At 66.2% G+C, this 18,558-nt stretch carries 19 protein-coding genes; 13 read left to right on the forward strand and 6 right to left on the reverse strand.

What is annotated here, in order from left to right; genetic code table 11:
- Positions 1–27 precede the first annotated feature (27 nt).
- Positions 28–903, forward strand: coding sequence for a DUF3159 domain-containing protein (locus tag L1892_RS12500; protein ID WP_235723926.1), 876 nt, complete (start codon positions 28–30; stop codon positions 901–903).
- Positions 904–965: 62 nt separating this feature from the next.
- Here the strand turns inward: L1892_RS12500 and L1892_RS12505 are convergent, their stop codons facing one another.
- Positions 966–1,466 (reverse strand): PaaI family thioesterase, encoded by a 501-nt coding sequence (locus L1892_RS12505; protein WP_235723927.1) that lies wholly within the window; start codon positions 1,464–1,466, stop codon positions 966–968.
- Positions 1,467–1,513: 47 nt separating this feature from the next.
- On the opposite strand from L1892_RS12505, the gene L1892_RS12510 reads away from it, so the two are divergent.
- From L1892_RS12510 to L1892_RS12535, 6 genes are all read left to right on the forward strand, one after another.
- Positions 1,514–2,119: a TetR/AcrR family transcriptional regulator gene (locus L1892_RS12510; RefSeq protein ID WP_235723928.1), complete on the forward strand. Its 606-nt coding sequence runs from the start codon at positions 1,514–1,516 to the stop codon at positions 2,117–2,119.
- Positions 2,120–2,232: 113 nt separating this feature from the next.
- Positions 2,233–2,910, forward strand: a complete 678-nt coding sequence (locus L1892_RS12515; RefSeq protein WP_235723930.1) for a DUF4166 domain-containing protein — start codon at positions 2,233–2,235, stop codon at positions 2,908–2,910.
- A gap of 63 nt (positions 2,911–2,973) precedes the next feature.
- On the forward strand, positions 2,974–3,414 hold the full coding sequence (locus L1892_RS12520) for an SRPBCC family protein (protein WP_235723932.1): 441 nt from the start codon (positions 2,974–2,976) through the stop codon (positions 3,412–3,414).
- Positions 3,415–3,539: 125 nt separating this feature from the next.
- Entirely contained in the window at positions 3,540–4,058 is a 519-nt protein-coding gene (locus tag L1892_RS12525) for a DUF6764 family protein (protein ID WP_235723933.1), read from the forward strand.
- Positions 4,059–4,200: 142 nt separating this feature from the next.
- Positions 4,201–5,163, forward strand: a complete 963-nt coding sequence (gene ppk2, locus L1892_RS12530) for a polyphosphate kinase 2 (protein ID WP_372475024.1) — start codon at positions 4,201–4,203, stop codon at positions 5,161–5,163.
- 42 nt (positions 5,164–5,205) lie between these two features.
- The gene (locus L1892_RS12535) at positions 5,206–6,024 is read left to right on the forward strand and encodes a hypothetical protein (RefSeq protein ID WP_235723934.1); all 819 of its coding nucleotides are present in this window, start codon (positions 5,206–5,208) and stop codon (positions 6,022–6,024) included.
- A 13-nt stretch (positions 6,025–6,037) separates the two neighbouring features.
- Here L1892_RS12535 and L1892_RS12540 read toward each other — a convergent pair whose 3' ends face one another.
- Positions 6,038–8,104 carry a prolyl oligopeptidase family serine peptidase gene (locus L1892_RS12540; protein ID WP_235723935.1) on the reverse strand — a complete coding sequence of 689 codons (2,067 nt, stop codon included), beginning with the start codon at positions 8,102–8,104 and terminating at the stop codon, positions 6,038–6,040.
- Between the two features lie 192 nt (positions 8,105–8,296).
- Between L1892_RS12540 and L1892_RS12545 the strand changes: the two genes are divergently transcribed.
- Complete coding sequence (locus tag L1892_RS12545) at positions 8,297–9,919, forward strand: serine hydrolase (protein WP_235724027.1); 1,623 nt, start codon at positions 8,297–8,299, stop codon at positions 9,917–9,919.
- Between the two features lie 21 nt (positions 9,920–9,940).
- Here the strand turns inward: L1892_RS12545 and L1892_RS12550 are convergent, their stop codons facing one another.
- Positions 9,941–11,140: an NADH:flavin oxidoreductase gene (locus tag L1892_RS12550; protein WP_235723936.1), complete on the reverse strand. Its 1,200-nt coding sequence runs from the start codon at positions 11,138–11,140 to the stop codon at positions 9,941–9,943.
- The gene (locus L1892_RS12555) at positions 11,140–11,736 is read right to left on the reverse strand and encodes a TetR/AcrR family transcriptional regulator (protein WP_235723937.1); all 597 of its coding nucleotides are present in this window, start codon (positions 11,734–11,736) and stop codon (positions 11,140–11,142) included. The genes L1892_RS12550 and L1892_RS12555 overlap by 1 nt, the downstream gene beginning before the upstream one ends.
- 249 nt (positions 11,737–11,985) lie before the next feature.
- Here L1892_RS12555 and lpdA point away from each other — a divergent pair, with 249 nt between their 5' ends.
- The 4 genes from lpdA to L1892_RS12575 all read left to right on the forward strand — a co-directional run bounded on the left by lpdA (position 11,986) and on the right by L1892_RS12575 (position 16,814).
- Positions 11,986–13,371: a dihydrolipoyl dehydrogenase gene (gene lpdA, locus L1892_RS12560; RefSeq protein WP_235723938.1), complete on the forward strand. Its 1,386-nt coding sequence runs from the start codon at positions 11,986–11,988 to the stop codon at positions 13,369–13,371.
- Between the two features lie 404 nt (positions 13,372–13,775).
- The gene (locus L1892_RS12565) at positions 13,776–14,861 is read left to right on the forward strand and encodes a helix-turn-helix domain-containing protein (protein ID WP_235723939.1); all 1,086 of its coding nucleotides are present in this window, start codon (positions 13,776–13,778) and stop codon (positions 14,859–14,861) included.
- Complete coding sequence (locus L1892_RS12570) at positions 14,858–15,889, forward strand: AraC family transcriptional regulator (protein WP_235723940.1); 1,032 nt, start codon at positions 14,858–14,860, stop codon at positions 15,887–15,889. The genes L1892_RS12565 and L1892_RS12570 overlap by 4 nt, the downstream gene beginning before the upstream one ends.
- 52 nt (positions 15,890–15,941) lie before the next feature.
- The gene (locus L1892_RS12575; protein ID WP_235724028.1) at positions 15,942–16,814 is read left to right on the forward strand and encodes a DNA-3-methyladenine glycosylase family protein; all 873 of its coding nucleotides are present in this window, start codon (positions 15,942–15,944) and stop codon (positions 16,812–16,814) included.
- A gap of 31 nt (positions 16,815–16,845) precedes the next feature.
- Here L1892_RS12575 and L1892_RS12580 read toward each other — a convergent pair whose 3' ends face one another.
- Complete coding sequence (locus tag L1892_RS12580) at positions 16,846–17,487, reverse strand: class I SAM-dependent methyltransferase (RefSeq protein ID WP_235723941.1); 642 nt, start codon at positions 17,485–17,487, stop codon at positions 16,846–16,848.
- Between the two features lie 24 nt (positions 17,488–17,511).
- Positions 17,512–18,048 carry a carboxymuconolactone decarboxylase family protein gene (locus L1892_RS12585; protein ID WP_235723942.1) on the reverse strand — a complete coding sequence of 179 codons (537 nt, stop codon included), beginning with the start codon at positions 18,046–18,048 and terminating at the stop codon, positions 17,512–17,514.
- Between the two features lie 25 nt (positions 18,049–18,073).
- Here L1892_RS12585 and L1892_RS12590 point away from each other — a divergent pair, with 25 nt between their 5' ends.
- A complete protein-coding gene (locus tag L1892_RS12590; RefSeq protein WP_235723943.1) occupies positions 18,074–18,541 on the forward strand; it encodes a MaoC family dehydratase in 468 nt (155 codons plus the stop codon).
- Positions 18,542–18,558: the final 17 nt, after the last annotated feature.

The raw sequence follows: 18,558 nt of genomic DNA on the forward strand, positions 1-18,558 counted from the left end.
CGGACCGGCCGCAATAATATTCGCGATGTGACATCCTCATCCGGAGCCGGGTCGGTTCCGCGTCGCAGAGGCGCATCGTTGGTGCGTGCGTTCGTGAACTCGCCACTGTCGGGCCTCGCCCCGTGGATCGTGATGGCGTTGTTCAGTGGACCGGGCCGCTTCGAGGAGTCGGTGTCGGCCGCACTCGGTCTGGCGCTGCTGGTGATCTTCGCGAGTTGGCGTCTGGGCAACTCGATCAAGTTGCTGGAGTGGTTCGACGCCGTCTTCTTCGGCGTGATGTGCGTGATCGGTCTGATTGCCTCGTCGTCGGTGATCGACTGGCTGGAGCTGTGGGGCGGTGAACTCGTCAACATCGCCCTGGTGACGTTCGCGCTCTTCTCGGTGGTGATCCGGCGTCCGTTCACCATCGAGTACGCCAAGGAGCAGACACCCGAGGAGTTCTGGGACTCACCGATCTTCGTCCGGACCAACTATGTGATCACCTGGGCGTGGGTGGCCGCATTCGGGGTGTCGGCGATCGCCGGTCTGATCGGCGACGCCGTCCTGGACACGTCCGATAACTTCTGGACGGGCTGGATCATCCAGATCGGCGCGACGGTGTTCGCCATCGCGTTCACCGAGTTCTACCCCGACTACGGCCCGCCGAAGGCGATGGCGGAGATGGGCCTCGCCACCGAACCGCCCGTCTCTGTGGCGAGGTTGTTCGACTGGCTGCCGGTCTTCGTCCTGATCGTCGGGATCGCCGGGCTCGTCACCGATTCCATTTCCAGCGTCCTGGGGTGGATTCTGATCGTGGTGGGTGCGGTGGGGATCAAGCTGATGCGGGTGTTCTTCCCGGACGAACCGAAGCCCGGTGCCGGGGAGACCGATGCGTCGGCCGGCGGAGTGTCGGCGCAGCAGTGACCGCGTCGCACCGACCGGTCGCTTAGCACCGACCGCTTAGCACCGACCGCGGCCGCCCATGCTCAGCGAAAGACGATGCAGGTGGTCGTGCCGTGTGCGACGAGTTTGCCGTCGTGGGAGAACACTTTGCCTTCGGCGGTCGCGGTGCGTCCACCGGCATGGATCACGGTGCCGGTCGCGGTCAGCTCACCTGCGTCGGTCGCGACCGCCCGGATGTAATTGATCTTCAGTTCCAGCGTCGTGTAGCCGACGCCCGCGGGCAGCGTGGTGTGCACCGCGCACCCCATAACGGAATCGAGCAAGGTCGCGCAGATTCCGCCGTGCACCGTGCCGAGCGGGTTGGCGAAGTCGGGTTGCGGTGTCACCGTGAAGGTCACCGTGCCCTCGTCGATCTGCTTCGGAACCATCCCGAGGAGTCGTCCGATGCTGGGTCGCGCGTCCCGGTCGGGATCGGACTGCCACGCGCGGAGCAGGTCGAGTCCCGACATCGAGAGCGGATCGGTGGCCGTTGCGGCTTCGGGCGAAGTCTGCGAGGTGGTCGTCATGATTATGTATGGTTGCATAGAAGCGTCCGATTATGAAGGCCTGCATAGTCGAGGGAGTGTGAGCGATGACAACCGACTCGACGTCGGTGCCTGCTGAGGCATCGGCCGGCCGGGGGCCACGGGAACGGATGGTGGTGCACGCCGCCGATCTGATCGGCCGCGACGGGGTGGCCGCGACGTCGATCGGTGACGTCATCGCCGCCAGCTCGGCGCCGCGCGGTTCCATCTATCACCACTTCCCGGGTGGCAAGACGCAGCTGATGACCGAGGCGGTGCGTCACGCGGGCGATTTCATCTCGCATCGGATCAGCCGTGAGCGGTCGGCGACACCTGCTGCGGCCGTCGGCGAGATCGGCGACATCTGGCGGCGAATGCTGGTCACCACCGATTTCGAATTCGGGTGTCCGGTGCTGGCCGGCGGGCTGGCGCGCCGTTCGGAGCCCGAGGTCGCCGACGAGGCCGAGGAGATCTTCGGTCGCTGGACCCGGCAGATCGCCGCCCGGCTGGTGCACGAGGGTGTAGAGGCGGATCGGGCGGACTCCCTGGCGCAGTTGATCATCGCCGCCATTGAGGGGGCAGTCGGGCTCTGTCAGACCCAGCGCAGCGTCGAACCACTGGATCGGGTGATCGACGAACTGGCCCGACTGTGCGACAGTGCGGCAGGGCGATAGTCCAGGCCCGACGTGACCGGGACCACTGTCATCGCGTAGGTTCTTTCCCCAATGGCACGAGGTGTCGTCGGATGGAGACGGCGATGCGCAGGTGATTCGGGGAGGGTGACGTCATGGCGCCGGTGTACCGGCAGGTCCTGGGCTCGGACTTCGACCGCCTGCACCCCAACGTGGCGTGGCGCTACAGCATCGACTCGACGTCGGGTGTGGCGCAGGTGGCCACCGGGATCTATGAATCGGTGTATGTGACCTCCGCGCTCCCGCCGCCGTTCTTCTGGCACTACGCGAAACGTAATGCCCTGCCACCCAAGAGCAGTCGGATGGTGCCGTTCACGCAAGGTCACTACTGCTACGTCGACGAGTTGGAGCGTGAATGTCTCGCCGTGCTGCGTGCATTCCAGTACACCAACGGCACGCGGAACCTGAACTCGCTGCTGGTGTCCGGTCGGGGCGGCCTCGTCGACTATTTCGGTGATGGTCCCGAGTTGCTCTATCCCATCGAGCCGTCGGTCACCGCCGCGGGCGAGCTGCTGCTGGAGAGTGGTCCGATGCGGTGGCTCGGACGTGGCCCGAAGATCGGCATGAAGGGTATGTTCGCCACCCAGATGAAGTACATCGAAGGGTGGGATGAGTCGCGGCAACGGTTCCGGTGCGATGCGACGGTCCGCAACCCGGTGATCGGTGAGATCTTGCATTTCCGCGGCTGGTTCACTGCGACCGACCAGGCATGCACCCTGCGTGACATCCCGGACGAGGCATGGCCGCTCAATCTCGTCGACCGCGAGACCTGACCGGAAACACCGGTGCTTCGGGTTCGTCCTCTCCCGCTGATTGCGGAGGGTAGGTTCTCTGCCATGGCTGTCTCCGCGAAAACCGAATTCGATGTCGCCGCGCCCCCGTCCGTCGTGATGGAGGTCCTCATGGACATAGAGTCCCTGCCCGACTGGTCGGGTCCGCACCGGGAAGCCGAGATCCTCAGCGAGCACGACGACGGGTCGCCGCACGAGGTGCGGGTCGTGGTGACGGCCGCGGGGATTTCCGACGAGCAGACCCTCAAGTACAGCTGGACCGAACAGAGCTGCACGTGGGATCTGGTCGAGGCCAATCAGCTCAGCGAACAGCACGGCGTCTACGTCATCACCGAGACCGAAGAAGGCTCGCACATCGAGTTCACCCTCGACGTCGAGTTGAAGATCAAACTGCCCGGGATGATCGTCAAACGGGCCCAGAAGATGGCCGTCGACACCGCACGCAAAGGACTCACGGCCGAGGTCGAACGGCGCTCTTCGGACTAATCGGGCGGTGGGCACCGTACCGGCGACTCGCAGTCGACCCCGGGCGTACGAGCCGCCGCCGGATGGGTACTCTTTCCCCACGTGCCGGGTCGGTGCGTTCGGGGCGATCGAGGAGTCGAATGCTAATGCGTATCAACAAACTTCGGATTCGTGCGGCGGCCGTCGTGCTCGGCGGCGGAGTGCTGGCGGCGATGGCGGCATTCGGCGGCGGGACGGCCGACGCAGCGACGACGTGTTCGGCATCCAACGGTCACCAGATCGAGCGCACCGTCGGCCACGGCGGCTGCGGGGCGAAAGCCGGCCCCGGCAGCACCGCCTTCGCCGAGGACTCCAGCGATGCAGGCACTGCGGTGGCGGTTGCCGACAAGGGTGGCAATTCCACGGCCCGTAATCTGCAGCCCGGTTCCACCGCTCTCGCCGGCGCCTCGACCGGGGGCACCGCGTTCTCGGTGACCACCGGACCCAAGGCGTTCTCGGTCGCCCAGGCACGTCAGGGTGGCACAACGGTTGCCATCGGGGGATGGGGCGGACAGGCAGTCGCCGGCCCCGACGGCACCATGTGCCAGGGCGGATTCGCGACGGCTTTCGACAGCACCACCGGCAAAGCCTGCCTGCGCTCGGGAACCATCGACCTGCGCAACTGACGTAGAGCAATGGTTCTGGTCGCAGCTACGGTTTCTGGCCGCAAGTACCCGCTCCAAGCCGGAACTTGCAGCTGCGGCCAGAACCTGCGGCGGTTTACCTTGTCGCCACGCGTCGTTTGACGGCTGCGCATATCGTTGAGACGTGACCGAGACACACGATCCTGTACTGAGTACCTCGGCCGAGCCCGGCCCGGATTTCAGCGTGATGAACGGGCGAGAGGCGCTCCAGCGGCTCGTCGACCTGCGCGACACCACGCAGTTCACGGTCAACGACGACGATGATGACGACCCCGTCCTGTTGACGCTGCCCGAACGCAATGTCGTCGACACCTGGCGGCAGGACTATCCGTACGACGAACGGATGAGTCGGCGTGAGTACGAGGTGACCAAACGTCGCCTGCAGATCGAGCTGTTGAAGCTGCAGAAGTGGTCCAAGCAGACCGGGCAGCGGCACCTGCTGGTGTTCGAAGGCCGCGACGCCGCCGGTAAGGGCGGCACCATCAAACGGTTCAACGAGCACCTCAACCCACGCGGTGCACGCACGATCGCACTGGAGAAGCCCAGCGAACGTGAAGCCACCGAATGGTACTTTCAGCGGTACGTGCAGCATCTCCCCGCAGCCGGTGAGATGGTGTTCTTCGACCGTTCCTGGTACAACCGCGCCGGCGTCGAGCGGGTGATGGGTTTCTGCACCCAGGAGCAGTACACCCAGTTCATGCACCAGGTGCCCGCATTCGAGCGGATGCTGGTCGACGACGGCATCAACCTGGTGAAATTCTGGTTCTCGGTGACCCCGCTCGAGCAGCGCACCCGCTTCGCGATTCGCCAGATCGATCCGGTGCGGCAGTGGAAACTCTCACCGATGGACCTTGCGTCGCTGGACAAATGGGAGGCGTACACCGCCGCCAAGGAGGCGATGTTCGCGGCCACCGACACCGACCACGCGCCCTGGACCGTGGTCAAGAGCAACGACAAGAAGCGGGCCCGGATCAACGCGATGCGTCACGTGCTGAGCCTGTTCGAGTACGAGGGCAAGAACACCGAACTCGTCGGCGCCCCAGACCCGTTGCTGGTCGGACGCGCCCGCGACCTGGTCGGGGAGTAGGCGTCACCGGTCGTCGGCGACGGCGTCGGTAGCCTCGTGGGCGTGCGGACTTTCCTCAGTGGGTTGTTGACCGTGGTGGCGATGGTGGCGATCGTCGTCGCCTTCCCGTCGCTGTGGGTCAAGGAGCGACTCGTCGATTCCGAGGGCTTCGTGGCGACCATCACGCCGATGGCGCAGAACGAGCAGGTACAGGACTACCTGGCGGGTCAGATCGCCGACAGTGTCGCCGAGGAGGTCGGCATCGCGGCGACGGCGCCGGTCGTGGAGCCGGCGGCCCGCGCCTACACGCACAGCGACGCGTTCGAGGCCGATTTCGTCGACGTGGTGTCCCAGCAGCATGCGTGGTTGTTCGATGAGCCGCCGGCCGGATCGGACACCACGACGATGCAGCTCGACATCACCGACATGGTCAACCGGGTGATCGCGCAGACCGGCGTGGACGCGCGCGTCTCCGGCCCGATCCTGGTGCCGCTGAGCGGTAGTGGCGGTGCGGGATTGGAGGCGGGTCGCTATCACGAGGTCGGCCGGCAGATCACCGCGATGGCCTACGCGTCCTTGGCGGTGGCGATCGCCGCCGGAGTGCTCGCGTTGCTCTTCGCTCGGCGCCGGTCGGTCGTGCTGGCCTGGCTGGGTGTCGCCGTCGTGGTCTCGGCGGTGTTCGCCTGGGCGGTGGCGTTGTTCTTCTCCGATCGCGCCAAGGCCGAGGTCGAGGCCGCCGAAGAAGGCGGCCGCGAGGTGTCCGCGGTGATCATCGACGGCGCCGCATCCGACCTGCAGGACCTGGCGCTGGTCGTCGGGGGCATCGGTGTCGGGGTGGTCATCCTCGGCGTCATCGGGCGGCTCGCGACCGGTCGCCGCTGACCGCCCGGCCCGATCACCCGTCGCCGAGCGCCCGCCACAAGAACTCGTAGGCCAACGCCGACTTGAATGCCGCCTGCTTGTTGTCGGCGGCGCCACCGTGTCCGCCCTCGATGTTCTCGTAGTAGGCGACGGCGTGCCCGAGTTCCTCCAACCGCGCCACCAGTTTTCGGGCGTGGCCGGGGTGGACCCGGTCGTCACGGGTCGAGGTGGTGACCAACAACTGCGGGTACTCGGCGTCGGCCCGGAGATTCTGATACGGCGAGAACGGTTCCATGAACGCCCACTGCTCGGGATCGTCGGGGTCGCCGTACTCGGCCACCCACGACGCCCCGGCCAGCAGCAGATGGAACCGCCGCATGTCGATCAACGGGACCTGGCACACCAACGCGCCGAACAGGTCCGGATAGCGGGTCAGCATGACGCCCATGAGCAGTCCACCGTTGGAACCGCCTTGCGCACCCAACTGCCGCGGGGTGGTGAGTCCTTCGGCGACCAAAGCCTTGGCCACGCTCGAGAAATCCTCGTACACCTTGTGCCGTCCGGCCTTCTGCGCCTGGGTGTGCCACGACGGGCCGTACTCGCCGCCGCCGCGGATGTTGGCGATGACGTAGATGCCGCCACGGGCCACCCAGCCGCGCCCAGCGATCGCCATGTAGCCGGGGGTCAGCGAATTCTCGAAGCCGCCGTAGCCGTACAGCAGTGTCGGCCCCGACGTCACGTCGGATCGGCGCACCACGAAGTAGGGGACGGTGGTGCCGTCATCGGACGTGGCGAAGCGTTGTTCGGCCACCACGTCGGCGGAGTCGAAGAACGCCGGCGACTGCTTGATGACCTCGGCGGCGGCCCCCGACTGCCCGTAGAGCAAGCTCGGCGGCGTGGTGAACGAACTCGCCGACCAGAAGATCTCGTCGCTCTCGTCGGGGTCGGTGTCGAGCACGGAGATCGTCGCCAACTCGGGCAGACCCGGGGTCTCGATCGGTGCCCAGTCACCCAACGACAAGGTCGTGATCTCGGTCTGCACGTCGCGCAGGGTGGTCAGGATCAGATGGGACCGCGTGAAGGAATAGTCGGCGAGACTGGTGTGGGCGTCGGGGGTGAACAGCACGGTCGCCGTCCGGCCCCCGTCGAGGTACTCCGCGTAGTCGAACACCAGCAGGCTGCCCGGCGCGAAGGTCTGCTCTCCGAGGACCCACTCCGATCGCGGCATCACCAGCAGCCAGTCCAGTCGCACCGCCGAATGCGCGTCGGTGGGGACGTCGATGGCGATGGCCTCGCCGTCGCGTATTTCGTAGCGCAGCGAGTTGAAGAAGTCGGTGGCGCGACTGGCGAAATGCCGTTCGTAACCGGGGGTGCTGTCGTATCCGGCGCCGGCCGACACGTCGTCGACGAGACCGGCGAACACCTCGACAGCGTCGGAAAGCGGCGTGCCCCGGGTCCACCGCTTGGTGATCCGCGGATACCCCGACGTGGTGAGCGACGATGACCCGTCCGGCTGCGGGCCGAAATCGGTTCCCACGTAGACGGTGTCGCGATCGATCCACCCGATGCTCGACTTGTTCTCGGGCAGCACGAAACCGTCGGTGACCCACGACCTGGTGTCGATGTCGAACTCGCGGATCACGGTGGCGTCGGCGCCACCCCGCGACAACGACACCAGCGCGTGCCGGTAGTCGGGCCGCAGCACGGTGGCTCCTGCCCACACCCAGTTCTCGTCTTCGGCGGCGGCCAGCGCGTCGACGTCGATGAGCACATCCCATTGAGGTGCGTCGGAGCGATAGGAGTCCAGCGTCGTGCGGCGCCACAGCCCCTTGGGGTTGGTCGCATCGCGCCAGAAGTTGTACAGGTACTCCCCCCGACGACGGACGTACGGGATGCGGTCGTCGGTGTCGAGCACCTCGAGGGCCTCGGCCTCCAGCGCGGCGAACCGGTCGCCGGACCCGAGGTCGTCAACGGTCGGCTGGTTGTGCGCCCGGACCCAGTCGAGTGCGCGGTCACCGGTGACGTCCTCGAGCCAGAGGAACGGGTCGTCGCCCTGCGCAGAGGCGGCGGCGGTAGGTTCGGGGCCTGCGTTATCGCTCACCCGGCCAACCTAGCGCGAGTGCCGGAGTGGCGTCGTCGGGGTTATCGGCCGAACCCAAGCGCATGTGTCCGGAATGTCCGCGTCGACGTCGCGATGTCGTAGCCTGATGGGCGGGTCGGACAGCGTCATGCCCGCCGTGGCATGCAGAACAGGAAGCAGGTGCCCGTGGTGGTCGCCCTTGCCCGATCGCTCATGCGTCGACGCCCGGTCGGGGTGGTGACCTCGGCTCTCGTCGTCGCGGCCCTGGTGGCGGCCTGCGACACCGGCTCGAGCAGCGACGGCACAGCATCGTCGACGCCGCCTGCGTCCTCGAGTTCGGAAGCTCTCGCGAATCCGGCCGCCGAGGTGGCGCTGGCGTTGCCGGACAATGCGGTGGGTAGCGCCGTGGATCAGCTCGACGGTCTGGTCGAATCGCTGATGGAGTCCACCGAGATCCCCGGGATGGCGGTCGCGGTGGTGCACGGCGGAGACACCGTCTATGCCAAGGGCTTCGGGGTCACCGAGGTCGGCACCGACGGTGCGGTGGACGCCGACACCGTCTTTCCCCTCGCATCGATGTCCAAACCCATCGGGTCGACGGTGATCGCCAAGCTGGTCACCGACGACGTGATCAGCTGGGACACCCCGGTGGTGACCAATCTGCCCGGCTTCGCGCTGGCCGACCCGTGGGTCACCGACAACGTCACCATCGCCGACATGTACACACATCGTTCCGGGTTGCCCGAACATGCCGGCGACAAGCTCGAGGACATGGGTTACGACCGCCAACAGGTCCTGGACCGGCTGCGCTACATCCCGCTCGATCCGTTCCGGATCACCTACCACTACACCAACTTCGGTCTCACCGCCGCTGCTGAGTCGGCGGCGCGTAAAGCCGACTCGGATTGGGCGACGTTGTCGGAGAACTCGATCTACGAGCCCCTCGGGATGACGCACACCAGTTCACGGTTCAGCGATTTCGAAGGTGAACAAAACCGGGTGGTCGGCCACGTCAAGGTCGACGACGAATGGGTCACGACGCCCGCCCAGCGCGACCCCGATGCGCAATCGCCGGCCGGCGGTGTGTCGTCGTCGGTGAACGATCTGTCGCACTGGATGCGGATGCTGCTCGCCGACGGTGAGTACGACGGCACGCAGGTCGTCGCCGCCGACGCGCTGCTGCCCGCCGTGACCCCGCAGATCGCGTCGTCACCGGCAAAGACCCCCGACGAGCGTGCCGGCTTCTACGGGCACGGATTCAACGTCGGCGTCACCGAGGCCGGTCGCACCCAGTTCAGCCATTCCGGCGCGTTCGCGATGGGCGCGGGTACCACCTTCTTGGCGATTCCCTCCGCAGACGTCGCCATCGTCGCACTCTCCAACGCGGCACCGATCGGCGCGGTGGAGGCGCTGACCGGTGAATTCGCCGACCTCGTGCAGTTCGGTGAGATCCGCAACGACTGGCGCGACCTCTACGGACAGGCATTCGCACCGTATTCCGCGCCGACCGGTGACCTCGTCGGTGCTGAACAACCGCAGAACCCGGCGCCGGCGCAACCGCCGTCGACCTACGTCGGCACTTACCGCAACGACGTCTATGGTCCGGCCGAGATCCGCGACGAGGATGGGAAGCTGGTCCTCGCGATGGGGCCCGATGGCATCACCACCCACGAACTGCGCCACTGGGATGGCAACACCTACACCTTCACGCTGCGCAACGAGAACGCCGAACTCGGGTCGATCTCGAAGGTGTCCTTCGAACCGGAGGCGTCGCGGATGGTGATCGAGTACTACGACGACGACAGCAGCGATGGAGTATTCACCAAGGCTGAGTAGCGTGCCGACGCTGCGTGGGTGTCACACCGCGGCGAGTGGATCGAGGACTTCGCCTTCCCGGATCGGGCAGCGGGTGCGCGAGTAGATCGTCGGCATGCACAGATTGCAGTGCACGCAGCGTGACGTGACCGTCGGGTCGCCCTGGATGCGCAACGGCAGATCGGGCTCGCGCAGCAGTGCACGACCCATCGCGACGAAGTCGAAGCCGGCGTCCAATGCGGTCTGCATCGACGCCCGGTCGGTGACGCCTCCGAGCAGGATCAGCGGCATCCGCACGGCTGCGCGTAGTTGCCGGGCCAGCGGCAACAGGTAGGTGTCGTGATAGTCGTAGTGCTTCAGGAAGAACGGGGCGGCCACCTTCAGTCCGGCACGCATGCTGCCGTGAAAGGCGTTGGCGAACTCTGCTCTCGGCGGAGCGCCGTGGAACAGATACATCGGGTTGAGCAGGGAACTGCCGGCGGTCGGTTCGATGGCGTCGAGGTGGCCGTCGGACTCCAGCAGCTGCGCCACCGCGCAGGCGTCGTCGATGCCGAAACCGAGTCGGCCGGCGCCGTCGTACATGTTCAGCTTCGCCCATACCGCTGCCTCGTCGCCGACCTCGTCGCGGACCCCGGCTATCACCTCGCGGGCGAATCTGGCCCGGTTGACCAGGGTGCCGCCGTATTCGTCGCGCCGCCGGTTGAGCAGTGGCGACAGGAAACTACTGATCAGATAGTTGTGGCCGCAATGGATCTCGAGTCCGTCGAAACCGCAGTCCACCGCGATGCGCGCGGCCCGCCGAAACGTCGTCACCATCTCGGTGAGGTCATCACGGTCGAGTCTGCGGGTCACCGACATCCCCATCGGTGCGGGAATGCGAGACGGGCCCAACGCCTTACGGCGGTTGGACACGGAATTGGCCACCGGACCGGCATGCCCGAGTTGAGCCGCAGCCAACGCGCCTTCGGCGTGGATGGCATCGGTCAGGTGGCGCAGCCCGGGCATCGCCTCATCGCGCAACCAGATCTGATGCCGATCGGTTCGTCCCTCCGGTGCGACCGCGCAGTAGGCGACGGTGCTCATGGCGACGCCACCGGCTGCCACCTCGCGGTGGAATTCGATCAGGTCGTCGGTGACGAGCGCGTCGGGGGTGGCGCCCTCGAACGTCGCGCATTTGATGAGGCGGTTACGCAGGGTCCGCGGCCCGAGCCGAGCCGGACTGAAGGGATCGAGCGTACTCATCAGGACTCCTCGGGTGCCGGGCTGGTACGGGCGGGTGTTGACAGGCCGGCGACCACGAAGTCGCGCAGCGCGGCGGTGGCGGCCGACGACAGCGGTGCATCGCCGGCGAACTGCTCCAGGATCAGACCGAAGGCCAGGCCCCACCGGCGGCGCGCATCGCCGACGTCGACACCGTCGACGATCTGTGCAAGCACCTGCGACCACCGGTCGAGTCGAAACCACGGCCGCGTCCACTCCGCGTCGGGGTGGGCCGCGACGAACCGGGCCAACAGGCGCAGGTGCAGGTGACCGACCGGCTCGGAACCGATGGTGGTGAACGGCTCCAGGATCAGGTCGACGAGGTCGACGACCTGCGCGGAGGCAGGGTCGAACCGGTCGAGCAGCTCGGCCCATCGCGGCGCCATCCGGTCCTCGAGGAGTGCCACCACCAGCGCATCCTTGGAACCGAAGTGATAGTGCACGGCAGCGGGGTTGGCGCCGGCCGCCGCGCAGATCGCGCGGACCGATACCTGCTCGTACCCGTCGGTGAGCAGGAGGGATTCGGCAGCTGTCAGCAGGGCTGTGCGGGTCGTGGCGCTGCGGGTCGATGCGGGCATGGCTCGATGCAAGCACAGTTCCATCAATGAATCAATCAGTGTTGGAAATCGGTGGCGCAGCGTATGGCCAGGTGTGGCGCGGGGCGTCTTCGGTGGCGCAGATGGTGTTGGGTGGCGTGGGCTGTCGACGACGCTCCCCGGTCCGAGCGGACCTGCGTGATCCACTCCGACCCGCGCGAGCTGGTGAAGTTACCGGTGAGTACGGGGACACGCTGCGGTCCCGACAGTGCCCGACGTAGGCTGGCAGGCGTGGCTGAACACTTTCAAACAGTTGTACTAGGTGCAGGTCCTGGTGGATACGTGGCCGCGATCCGGTCCGCCCAGCTGGGCATGAAAACCGCCGTCATCGAAGAGAAGTACTGGGGCGGCGTCTGTCTCAACGTTGGATGTATCCCATCCAAGGCGCTGCTGCGCAACGCCGAGCTGGCTCACATCTTCAACCATCAGGCGAAGACCTTCGGCATGTCCGGCGACGTCTCGTTCGACTTCGGTGCGGCATTCGACCGCAGCCGCAAGGTGTCGGAAGGGATCGTCAAGGGCGTCCACTTCCTGATGAAGAAGAACAAGATCACCGAGATCGACGGCTACGGAAAGTTCACCGACGCCAAGACCATCATGGTGGGCGATCGTGAGATCACCTTCGACAACGTCATCATCAACACCGGCTCGACCGTGAAGCTGCTGCCCGGTGTCGAGCTGAGCGACAACGTGGTCACCTACGAGGATCAGATCCTCACCCGTGAGTTGCCGTCCTCGATCGTTATCGTCGGCGCCGGCGCCATCGGCATGGAGTTCGGCTACGTGCTCGCGAACTACGGCGTCGACGTCACCATCGTCGAGTTCCTCGACCGCGTGCTGCCCAACGAGGACGCCGACGCATCCAAGGCCATCGCCAAGGAGTACAAGAAGCTCGGCGTGAAGGTGCTGACCTCCACCAAGGTGCAGTCGGTCAAGGACGATGGCGACAGCGTCACCGTCAGCTACAAGGATGCCAAGGACAACGACGGCGAGATCACCGTCGACAAGGTCCTCATGTCCGTCGGGTTCGCCCCACGAGTGGAGGGCTTCGGCCTGGAGAACACCGGCGTGAAGCTCACCGACCGCGGCGCCATCGACATCGACGACTTCATGCGCACCAACGTCGACGGTATCTACGCCATCGGCGACGTCACCGCCAAGCTGATGCTCGCTCACGTGGCCGAGGCGCAGGGCGTGGTGGCCGCCGAGGCGATGGCCGGCGCGGAGACCATGACGCTCGGTGATTACCGCTTCATGCCCCGCGCCACCTTCTGCCAGCCGCAGGTCGCGTCGTTCGGACTCACCGAGGCGCAGGCCAAGGACGAGGGCTACAACGTGAAGGCCATCACCTTCCCGTTCAGTGCCAATGGCAAGGCGCAGGGCCTCGGCGAGACCGCCGGCTTCGCCAAGCTGCTCACCAACGCCGACACCGACGAGCTGCTCGGCGGACACCTGGTGGGTGACAACGTCTCCGAGATGCTCCCCGAGATGACCCTGGCGCACAAGTGGGACCTCACGGCCAAGGAACTGGCACGCAACGTGCACACGCATCCGACGCTGAGTGAGGCGATGCAGGAGACGTTCCACGGCGCGTTGGGGCACATGATCAACCTGTAGGTGGTTTCGGGCCCCCTTCTCCATGTCGAGAGAACCCGGATTCCTGCCGAGGGAACCCAGATTTACATTGAGAGCATCTGATTCGCGACGCGGGCCGGGTTCTCTCGACGACAATCGGGGTTCCCTCGACCGCCGCGGCGGAGGGACGAGAGGTTCGTGTAGCAGCAAGATTGTGCCGTGCGGGGGAAGAATCGGTGCCAGCTCTGACCTGCACGACACGGCTGGAGTCGGCCATGTGGTGGACGTAGGCGGCCCTGTCGAGCTCAAACAACTTGTGGCACGGGGTTTTTGGTGCGTCACCAGATTGTGGCAGGGGTTGACGCGCGGCAAACGGGTACCTCAATCCCGTGACATCGGTGACATAAAGCATCTCATCCGTCGGCGTGTTCCGTTAATTTCAGATCATGAACACGGTTGAATTGGCCGGTTCTGGCGCGACGGCATCCGCAGTGCCGTCCGCCGCAACCGGTTTGTCGGAAAAGCAAGTTCGGCATTGGCGAGACCGCATGGGGGTCGGCGATGATCCGACAAGATTCGCACGTGCGTCCCATATCGACCAAGCCGTATCGACCGACGGCAACCAGACCCCGGCGCTCGTCGACGTGATCGGTCGGCCCGACCCCGACGACTACGCCGAGATCGTGTACTCCCGTCAACTCTCGGTGCTGGGCGTGTTCGCCGCGCTCCGGACACCGGCAACCGCGGAGCGCACCCCCTCGTTGATCCGGCGCGCTCCCGAACGCGCGATACTGGTGTGCTCGCAACTGTCCGCCGGTGGCGGCCACCTCGACCTCGACGGTCGGCGCCACGAGTTTCAACACCCATCCGACCTGCTGGTTCTCGACTACAGCACGCCATTTCGGCTGTCCACCGACGCCGTCACCGATCCAGTCGGCATCTGGGTTCCCGCCGAGGTCCTCGGTCGTGACGGCGACTGCATACAACATGAAATCGAGTCGGTGCAATCCTCGCCGCTGGCGCGGGCAACCGGCGCGTTCATCGTCACGCTGGCCGTCACCGCCGCCGTCCGCGGGGCCGACATCGACACCGAAACGGAACTCGCCGCAGTCGACCTCGTCCGTGACCTGCTCGGTGCAGCCGGGGGCACGCCGCCCCGGTCGACCGGAAACGGAGTCATTGTGCGCGAGGCCGCTCGGGCGCTGATCCGCCGCAATTTCCGCGACCCAGACTACTCACCCGACCACATCGCGACGGCCCTGTACATGAGTCGACGCAATCTGTACCGGCGGTTGGCCGAAGCGGGGAGCTCACCGGCCGCCCTCATTGCCGAGCAGCGGTTGGAGCGCGCGCGTCACCTCCTCGGCAGCACTCGGGCGCCCATGATCGACCACGTTGCCAAGTCCGCAGGTTTCAGCTCTCCGGCCACCCTACGGCGACACTTCAGGGCGAAGTATGGGGTATCGCCTGAGCGGTACCGGCGCGACCACCGACTCGACGACGCGGCCGCTTCCGCCGGCGACGGGTCATGAGACGGGCCTCCTACTCGCGTCACGGCATCGACCACGACACGCTGACGAGATGGCGCAAATCCGTGGGCGTCGACGACGAGCACGGTCCCGACGCGGCGACCGCGATGGAACTACGCGGCCGAACCGGTCTAGCCGCCTACGGCGCGGCCTTCTCCAGGGTCATCGTCGATGATCCCGACGCGTTTCACGCGGTCATCTACCACCGCCCGTTGTCGATCCTGTCGGCGCACTGCGAGCTGTCGACCCCGCGCACGACCGAACGATCCGACGACATCATTCGTGCCCAACCGGCGCCCATCGTCATGGTCGGCTCCCATCGGCTCGACGGCCGGCTACGCGTCACGCAGTCCGGTGTGCAACGCCAGTACGGCGAAGGGCAACTCGTGGTGATGAGCATCGAGCACGCCTTCGTCGACGAGTGCCCCAGCGTCTGTGACACCACGCTGTTGCTGGTACCGAGTGACATGCTCACTCACGAACTCTCCGATGCGGCCACGTCGTTCCTGCCGGCGGTCGCCGACTCACCCCTCGGTCGGGCGACGGCGACGTTCATCCGCCGGTTCGTCTGTGATGCTGCAGTACGCGGACTTCCGGTGACGCCCGCCGACGAACTCGCCGTGATCGATCTGATCCGATCGGCGATCGGTCACCACGCGCACGATTCTCACCGCATGGAGAACAACGCCCTGTTCGTCATCGAGGCGGTACGCGAACTGATCGACGAGCGCTTCAGCGATCCCCACTTCACCGCGGACTCCATCGCCGAGGTGCTCCAACTCAGCCGTCGTCACCTGTATCGCCATCTCGAGAGCATCGGCGAGACGCCGGCGGCGATGATCAGCGCGCGGCGACTGCGGTATGCCCGTGAGCTGCTTGCCGTCGACGACCAGCTCGGGCTGGACGAGGTGGCGTCGCGTTCCGGTTTCTCCTCGACAGCCACCCTGCGCAACCGCTTCCGGGCAGAGTTCGGGATGACGCCGGGCGCCTTTCGCGGTGCGATGCGACGAGGGGTCGCCGGCCGCGGATGACCGCCCGACCACCGCGGCGCGCGGTCGGTACCGTCGATGTGTGGCCACCACTATGCGCACCCGCGACTGGGTCCCGCCGTGGCCGCTCGACATCCGTGCCACCGTCGGACTGCATCGGCGGGGAAGTGGTGATCCATCATTCGTCTACGGCCGGGACGGCTCCGTGTGGCGGGCGGTCCACACCCCCGACGGACCGGGCACCCTGACGTTTCGGTCAGACGGCACCATTATCAGCGGTCGGGCCTGGGGCCCCGGCGCACAATGGTTGCTCGAACAGATGCCCGACTTTTTGGGCGCGCGCGACGACCCCGACGCGCTGGTGCCCCGTGACGACGTCGTGCGGGAACTGGTCCGGCGTGCTGAAGGGCTGCGGATCGGCCGGACCGATCGGGTCTGGGCGGCGCTGGTGCCGGCAATACTCGAGCAGAAGGTGGTGGGGGCGGAGGCCTTTCGGGCGTGGCGATATCTGGTTCGGCGCTATGGCGAACGGGCGCCGGGACCGGTGCCCGACACCATGCGAGTGCCCCCACCGCAGTCCGAGTGGGCGCGTATCCCGAACTGGGAGTGGCATCGCAGTGGGATCGAACCCGTACGGATGCGCACCATTCGGGGAGCGACCGCGCTGGACGTGGAACGCCACAATGACCGCCTGACGCTGCTCCGGGGGGTCGGCCGCTGGACCGAGGCCGAGACGCGCATCCGGGCCGTCGGCGACCCGGATGTCGTGAACGTCGGCGACTATCACATCCCGAAGCTGGTGGGTCTTACTCTGGCCGGTGTATCGGTCGACGATGACGGAATGCTGGAACTTCTCGAACCCTATGCAGGACAACGGCAACGGATCATCCGGATGGTGGAGCGACACGGGGTGCGACCGGAGCGGCGCGGCGCGCGGATGACGGTGCGTGACTACCGTGAGTTCTGACCGAGTCGTGCCGGGCGCATCGGAGCAGGGGTCAGCCGGGCTTGACGGCGAGAACGTACTGCCCCTGTCCGGTGATGGTCTGCTCGACGTGGTCGGCGCCCGCGGTGTGCAACCGGTCGACAATCTCATGTTTTCCGAAGATGCGATACCCGGACATCTCGGTGAGGGGACGCACTCCCGGCAGTGTGGTCAGTTCAGTGGCGACCGACGTGAAGATCACCACCTCACCGCCGGGTCGGGTGACCCGGACGAGTTCATCGATCACCGGGAGCGGGTCGGGGATGAGATACAGCGCGGCCAGACAGGTGACGGTGTCGAAGGTGTTGTCGGCGAAGGGGGTTGCGTGGGCATCGGCGCGAATGTAGCTGGCCCGACCGGTGGCGTTGGTGCGCGCAGCCTGGGTCAGCATGCTGGGCGAGAAGTCAATGCCGATGCAGCGGCCGTCGCCGCGCAGGCCGTCGGCCAGCTTGCGGGTGTAATTGCCCGGGCCGCAGGCGACATCGAGAATGAGACGTTCGCCGGGGCGTGACAGGTAGGCGGTCAGGGCCTTGTCGAAGTCGGCAGTGCCGGAACCACCGAGACTGAACAGTCGGGTGAAGGTGGGACGCCAGAGTCGCTCGTAGACTTGCGAGAACAAGCGGTTATGCATCAATTGCTGCGCGATCGAACTCATGTAGCCCCCCGGCTGCCGTGGTGATCAGACTCTGGTGTCTCGCTGCACGCGCAATGTCCCGATCGTGGTGGCCAACATGTCGTACTGCCCGACGAGCAGGACAAACGCGACGAGCTTCGCCTCGTCGAGGTGTCGGCGCAGCGCCGCCCATGTCGGATCGGAGATGTCCTTGTCCGTCACCAACTCGTCGGTCGCGCGGAGCAACGCCCGTTCCCGGTCACCCCATCCTTCGTCGGGCCCGGCCAGGATGCGGTCGAACTCGTCGGATGAGATGCCGGCGCGCGCGCCGAGTCGCCGATGATGGTCGAGTTCGTAGTCACAGCGGCGGAGATGTGCGACGCGGATGATGATCATCTCGGAGTCCTTGCGCGACAACGCCCCGAACGGCATCAGTCGTGCGCCGAAGTGCAGCCAGCCGCGGAACAGCCCCTTGGCGCGGCCGAGGGTGGAGAAGATGCGTGCCTCGTCGACCCCGATCACCCGGGCCGCGCCGCGCGCGAACACCCAGTTGATCGGACCGAGGTCGCCGAAGCTGCCGGGAGCGACGCGAGGAGTGCTCATGGGGCCACGGTAGACTACCGAAACTATGACGAGCACCACACAGCGGACGTTTTCCAGTGTCGACGAACTCAAGGCTGCGATCGGGGAGGACCTCGGTTCCGGTGAGTGGATGACCATCGAACAGGAGCGCGTCAACGCGTTCGCCGACGCCACCGGCGACCACCAGTGGATTCACGTCGACCCCGAACGCGCGAAGGACGGACCGTTCGGCGCGCCGATCGCCCACGGCTACCTCACGCTGTCGCTGCTGCCGGTGCTGGCCGGCGGCATCTTCACCGTCAAAGGGCCCAAGCTGGTCATCAATTACGGCCAGAACAAGGTGCGCTTCCCCAACCCGGTCAAGGTGGGTTCGCGCATCCGGTCGAACGCGGTCATCAAGTCCGTCGAGGAGACCCCCGCCGGGGTGAACATGGTGGTCACCAACACCATCGAGATCGAGGGCGAGGCCAAGCCGGCCTGTGTCTCGGAAAGTGTGCGGGTGCTGGTCTACTGATCGACCGAAGTAGTGCG

Origin of the sequence: Gordonia tangerina (genome assembly GCF_021556435.1) — a bacterium.
GTDB classification, from domain to species: Bacteria; Actinomycetota; Actinomycetes; order Mycobacteriales; family Mycobacteriaceae; genus Gordonia; species Gordonia tangerina.

What these genes read in the sequence shown, in the direction of transcription:
- L1892_RS12505 (WP_235723927.1), bottom strand. Translation starts at nt 1,466, where the DNA reads ATGCAACCATACATAATCATGACGACCACCTCGCAGACTTCGCCCGAA.
- L1892_RS12510 (WP_235723928.1), top strand. Translation starts at nt 1,514, where the DNA reads ATGACAACCGACTCGACGTCGGTGCCTGCTGAGGCATCGGCCGGCCGG.
- L1892_RS12515 (WP_235723930.1), top strand. Translation starts at nt 2,233, where the DNA reads ATGGCGCCGGTGTACCGGCAGGTCCTGGGCTCGGACTTCGACCGCCTG.
- L1892_RS12520 (WP_235723932.1), top strand. Translation starts at nt 2,974, where the DNA reads ATGGCTGTCTCCGCGAAAACCGAATTCGATGTCGCCGCGCCCCCGTCC.
- L1892_RS12525 (WP_235723933.1), top strand. Translation starts at nt 3,540, where the DNA reads ATGCGTATCAACAAACTTCGGATTCGTGCGGCGGCCGTCGTGCTCGGC.
- L1892_RS12545 (WP_235724027.1), top strand. Translation starts at nt 8,297, where the DNA reads ATGCGTCGACGCCCGGTCGGGGTGGTGACCTCGGCTCTCGTCGTCGCG.
- L1892_RS12550 (WP_235723936.1), bottom strand. Translation starts at nt 11,140, where the DNA reads ATGAGTACGCTCGATCCCTTCAGTCCGGCTCGGCTCGGGCCGCGGACC.
- L1892_RS12555 (WP_235723937.1), bottom strand. Translation starts at nt 11,736, where the DNA reads ATGCCCGCATCGACCCGCAGCGCCACGACCCGCACAGCCCTGCTGACA.
- L1892_RS12565 (WP_235723939.1), top strand. Translation starts at nt 13,776, where the DNA reads ATGAACACGGTTGAATTGGCCGGTTCTGGCGCGACGGCATCCGCAGTG.
- L1892_RS12570 (WP_235723940.1), top strand. Translation starts at nt 14,858, where the DNA reads ATGAGACGGGCCTCCTACTCGCGTCACGGCATCGACCACGACACGCTG.
- L1892_RS12575 (WP_235724028.1), top strand. Translation starts at nt 15,942, where the DNA reads ATGCGCACCCGCGACTGGGTCCCGCCGTGGCCGCTCGACATCCGTGCC.
- L1892_RS12580 (WP_235723941.1), bottom strand. Translation starts at nt 17,487, where the DNA reads ATGAGTTCGATCGCGCAGCAATTGATGCATAACCGCTTGTTCTCGCAA.
- L1892_RS12585 (WP_235723942.1), bottom strand. Translation starts at nt 18,048, where the DNA reads ATGAGCACTCCTCGCGTCGCTCCCGGCAGCTTCGGCGACCTCGGTCCG.
- L1892_RS12590 (WP_235723943.1), top strand. Translation starts at nt 18,074, where the DNA reads ATGACGAGCACCACACAGCGGACGTTTTCCAGTGTCGACGAACTCAAG.